The 3,497-nt window shown below is 62.2% G+C and carries 5 protein-coding genes; 2 read left to right on the plus strand and 3 right to left on the minus strand.

Annotated features, from left to right (window positions below):
- The coding region (locus VIW95_RS16830) for a YybH family protein (RefSeq protein ID WP_331588699.1) at positions 1–225 on the plus strand (225 nt) is incomplete at its 5' end.
- A gap of 21 nt (positions 226–246) precedes the next feature.
- Positions 247–1,125: a VOC family protein gene (locus VIW95_RS16835; protein ID WP_331588701.1), complete on the plus strand. Its 879-nt coding sequence runs from the start codon at positions 247–249 to the stop codon at positions 1,123–1,125.
- A 52-nt stretch (positions 1,126–1,177) separates the two neighbouring features.
- Here the strand turns inward: VIW95_RS16835 and sat are convergent, their stop codons facing one another.
- From sat to VIW95_RS16850, 3 genes are all read right to left on the minus strand, one after another.
- A complete protein-coding gene (gene sat / locus VIW95_RS16840) occupies positions 1,178–2,353 on the minus strand; it encodes a sulfate adenylyltransferase (RefSeq protein WP_331588703.1) in 1,176 nt (391 codons plus the stop codon).
- Entirely contained in the window at positions 2,350–2,892 is a 543-nt protein-coding gene (gene cysC / locus VIW95_RS16845) for an adenylyl-sulfate kinase (protein ID WP_331588705.1), read from the minus strand. The genes sat and cysC overlap by 4 nt, the downstream gene beginning before the upstream one ends.
- A gap of 188 nt (positions 2,893–3,080) precedes the next feature.
- The coding region (locus tag VIW95_RS16850) for an HAD-IA family hydrolase (RefSeq protein WP_331588707.1) at positions 3,081–3,497 on the minus strand (417 nt) is incomplete at its 5' end.

Raw genomic sequence — 3,497 nt, forward strand, 5'->3', positions numbered from 1 at the left:
TTCGAGATGAAGTTCGAGCTCGGCGAAATAGAAGTAATGATCAGCGGCGATCTCGCGATCGTCGTGGTCGAGGAAAACCTGACGCAGCGTGGTTATGACGGCGCGCAACGCGTGAACGTGCTCGCCACCAACGTCTTCGAGCGCGTGGGCAACGCCTGGTTCATGGTGATGCATCACGGCTCGCCTGTGTTTGCGCAGCCCGACGACGAGCCGCCGCTCCAATAGTGCGAGGAGAAGATCTCGACGATGCTCAAGCGCGTTGACAGAGTTCAGATTGCGGTCGCGAACTGCAATGCGGCCGAAGAGGTCGTCGAGGAAGTCTTCGGCGGCGAGCTCGTGCGTCGCGACAAAGCGGCGACGTTATGCGCCAGGCGATCCACGATGCAGGCGGGATCGAGTCTCATCGAACTTCTCGAACCCGACGGTGCAGGCCCCGTCCAGGAGTTCGTCTCCAAATGGAGCGGCGGACTTTTCGGCGCGGGATTTTCCGTGGACGACCCCGACGCCGCCGCACATCAGCTGACAAAGACCGGAGTCAACTTCGAGCAATCCGCTGGGCAACTATATCTCGACTCCGGCGCGACGTTCGGGATGCGCACCGTCATCTCGCAGCATCACGAACGCGCACCCGTCGGCGCGATCAAGTGGGCCTACGAAGTCACCAACGTCGTCGCCGACTGGCAGGCTGCTTCGGACCGCTACGCGCGCATCTTCGGCCTCGACGCGGCGAAGTTCAGTCCGATCGAAAGCACGCAGTTCGGATACACGGGCACGCTGACGCTGTTCGATCCTCCCGCGCGTCTGGACCGAATCGAGATCGCGCAGATCACCGACGCCAACCTTGCGATGGGCCGCTTTCACCAACGCCGCGGCGACTCGCTCTACATGTTTTTCGTCGAGACCGACGACGTCGGCGCACTCGAACAGCGCCTGAAGGCGCGCGGCGCGCGTTTCGCGGCGCATCGCAAAGACGAAGCGGGACTGGCGGAACTGTTCATCCATCCATCCGCATTTCTAGGCGTGCTTGTAGGCGTGAGCCGCACCGAACACGCCTGGACCTGGTCCGGCGATCCCGCCCGCGCCAAGCGCGCTGCCCACGAGCGCGCCATCAAGCAAGGAACTTAGCCCAAATGAAACCCACCGTGGGTGGGTTTCCCCTGCACCTTGGTATTAAGAGCTATTTCGCGTCGTGCATTGCTTTCACCAGGATCGCTGCCAGCTCGGGGCGCGTGAACTCCGGCGGCGGCGCTTCGCCTGCGCGCAGCATCTCGCGGACTTTTGTGCCTGACAGTATCACCCGGTCTGCATCCGAATGCGGACAGGTTTTGAACGACGCCATCGAATTGCATCGCTTGCAGTAAAAAGTGTTCTCGAACATCAGCGGCGTGATCCCGAGTTCCTCAGGCTTGAACCGCTCGAAGATTTTCTGCGCGTCGTAGCTGCCGTAGTAATTGCCGACGCCGGCGTGGTCGCGTCCCACGATGAAATGCGTGCATCCGTAATTGCGCCGCGCGATCGCGTGAAGAATCGCCTCGCGCGGACCGCCGTAGCGCATGTGCGCCGGGAACACGCCGATCATCGCGCGGTCCTTGGGGTAGTACGCGTCGAGCAGTACCTTGTAGGTCTCCATCCTGACCGCGGCGGGCACGTCGTCGCCCTTGGTTTCGCCGACCAGCGGATGGATCATCAGACCGTCGCAAATTTCGAGCGCCGCTTTCTGGATGTACTCATGCGCGCGATGTGTCGGGTTGCGAGTCTGGAAGGCGACGATCTTTTTCCATCCACGCTCGCGAAACGCCTCACGCGTCTGCCGCGGCTCGCGCGGAAATTCAAGGAACGTGCGCCCCGGTATTTCCTCGATGAGCGTGATCTTCCCCGCGAGGCAATACGGCGGCATCGAGGTGACGTTCTTCGCCCCCGGATGCGCGTCCTCTGCGGTGCCGAACACGTTTTGCGCTTCGCTTTTGCGATCGACTTTGTAAATTTCCGCGAGCTTGAGAATCGCCAGCCGCTTGCCGTCCTCGGTCGCGAGCGCGATCTCGGTTCCGGTCTTCAGCGACTTCGCCGTCGACTCATCCACGCCGAGCGTGATCGGAATCGACCACGGCACGGCCGACGCAAGGCGCATCTCGTCGCGCGCTCGGGTGTAATCCGCCTCGCCCATGAAGCCGGTCAGGGGCGAGAACGCGCCCGTCGCCAGCATCTCGAGATCGGCGAGGTCGCGCGCGTTCAGCGTGACGCTCGCGAGTTTCGCGGCATGCGCTGCGAGGGCAGCGCGCTCGGACGCCGGCGCTTTGAGATCGACCAGCTCGCCGCCGCCGTGCGCCGAGATTGCGTCGTCGCGCACGCTCATCGCCGTGCTCCCTTGCTGATGTAGTTCAGCTCCTCGAGCCGCCCGAGCAACTTGCCCAGGCTCTGCTCGACGGTCTCCGTGCTGCTATCGACGACGAGCTCCGGCTTCAGCGGCTCTTCGTAAGGGTCCGACACCCCGGTGAAGGATTTGATCTCGCCGGCCAGCGCCTTTTTGTAGAGCCCCTTCACGTCGCGCTCGACGAGTTTGTCAATCGTGCATCGCACGAACACTTCGAAGAAGCGCTGGTGTAGGCCGCGCACCTCGTCGCGGACGTCGCGGTAGGGGGAAATCGCCGCCGAGATCGCGATCACGCCGTTGCGCGCCAGCAGATTGGACACGTAGCCGATCCGTCGGATGTTGATGTCGCGATCCTCCTTGGAAAAACCGAGTCCCTTGGAGAGATTGGTGCGAACTTCGTCGCCATCGAGGATTTCGACACGATGGCCGCGCTCGCGAAGTTCTTTGGCGAGCAGATTCGCGAGCGTGGACTTCCCCGCCCCGGACAGTCCTGTAAACCACAAGGTAAACCCTTGATCCATCGGCTAAAACTGATGCTCCTTGAGAATAGATTACTTACAGAACTCAACAAGTTACTTAATATGATGGGATGACACAAGGCTTGCGGCAAAAGGACCGCTGCGCGATTTCGGAGACCGGTACCGGCGGCGCTTACGCGCCGCAGTCCGGAGGCCAGAAGCCATTTCCTCCGCTCGCGCGGCTCGCTTCGTCAGGATGACAGAGCGGGCAAGTTCAGATGAATCGCCAGCGCAGCGGGCGAGCCGAAGATTTCTGGGGCGCCTGCCGCGAGCAATCGATCGCGAGCGCTGTCCGTCGGTGCGATTCCGTAGAATCGAACGCCGCAACTTTGCGCAGCGCGGAGGTCGGCGTCGCTGTCGCCGACGAACGCGGCGTCAGATCGATCGACGGAAAATAATTCGAGTGCGCGAACCAACATGTCGGGCGCCGGCTTGAGGCCGAGCAGAGTGTCGCGTCCGATGATCGCATCGACCGACGCGCCGCCGGGTTTGTCGAACCATCGCTGGACGGTTTTCGACGAGTTGGACGTCACGATCGCGATGGCTGCGCCGCTCGCTTTCAAAGTTGCGAGTATTTCGATCGCACCTTCGAGCGGTGGCGCGCGATC

Origin of the sequence: Binatus sp. (SeqCode), assembly GCF_036522015.1 — a bacterium.
Lineage (GTDB): Bacteria > Desulfobacterota > Binatia > Binatales > Binataceae > Binatus.